The organism is bacterium (genome assembly GCA_016789445.1).
In the GTDB taxonomy this organism is placed as follows: Bacteria; Patescibacteriota; Minisyncoccia; order Phycocordibacterales; family UBA2100; genus UBA10103.
Map to the genome: position 1 here is coordinate 1 of JAEUQT010000006.1, position 744 is coordinate 744.

The window sequence follows — 744 nt, forward strand, 5'->3', positions numbered from 1 at the left end:
TTACGCCATTCGCTGGCCCATATCATGGCGCAGGCGGTGCTCACGATTCGTCCGAAGGCAAAAATGGCCTTTGGTCCGCCGGTGGAATTTGGCTTTTATTATGACTTCGACTTCGGTGCGGAGCCCATCGGCGAGCGGGATCTGGAACAGATCGAAAACGCGATGCGCAAGATCATCAAGGAAAAGCAGCCCTTCGAGCAGTCCTTCAAGACCCTGGACGAGGCGAAGGCGGTCCTGAGCCCCACCGACCAAACCTACAAGATTGAATATGCCCAGGAGCTGGTGGAGAGCGGCCGCGCGGGCGATGAGGGCCTCGGCTTCTATGTGAATGGGCCCTTCACCGATCTCTGCGAGGGCCCCCACCTGGCCCACACGGGCGAGGTGCCCAAGGCCTGCTTCAAGCTGGACCGAATCTCGGGCAGCTACTGGCGCGGCAGCGAGAAGAATCCGATGCTCACCCGCATCTACGGGCTGGCTTTTGAATCGAAGGACGAACTGGACGATTACATCGCGCGGCGCAAGCTGGCCATGGAGCGGGACCACCGCAAGCTGGGCCAGGAGTTGGACCTCTTCTTTATGGACGAGGAAGTGGGCGTGGGCCTGCCCATGTGGATGCCGAATGGCGCCGTGGTGCGGGACGAATTGGAGCAGTGGGCGCGGGAGATCGAATTCCGCGCGGGCTACCAGCGCGTGAGCACCCCGGCGATTACCCGGGGCGAACTCTACCACCGTTCGGGCCACCTC

General features: G+C 62.0%; 1 protein-coding gene. It reads left to right on the forward strand.

The window, feature by feature from the left end:
• The coding region (locus tag JNK62_04775) for a threonine--tRNA ligase (GenBank protein ID MBL8158820.1) at positions 1 to 744 on the forward strand (744 nt) is incomplete at both ends.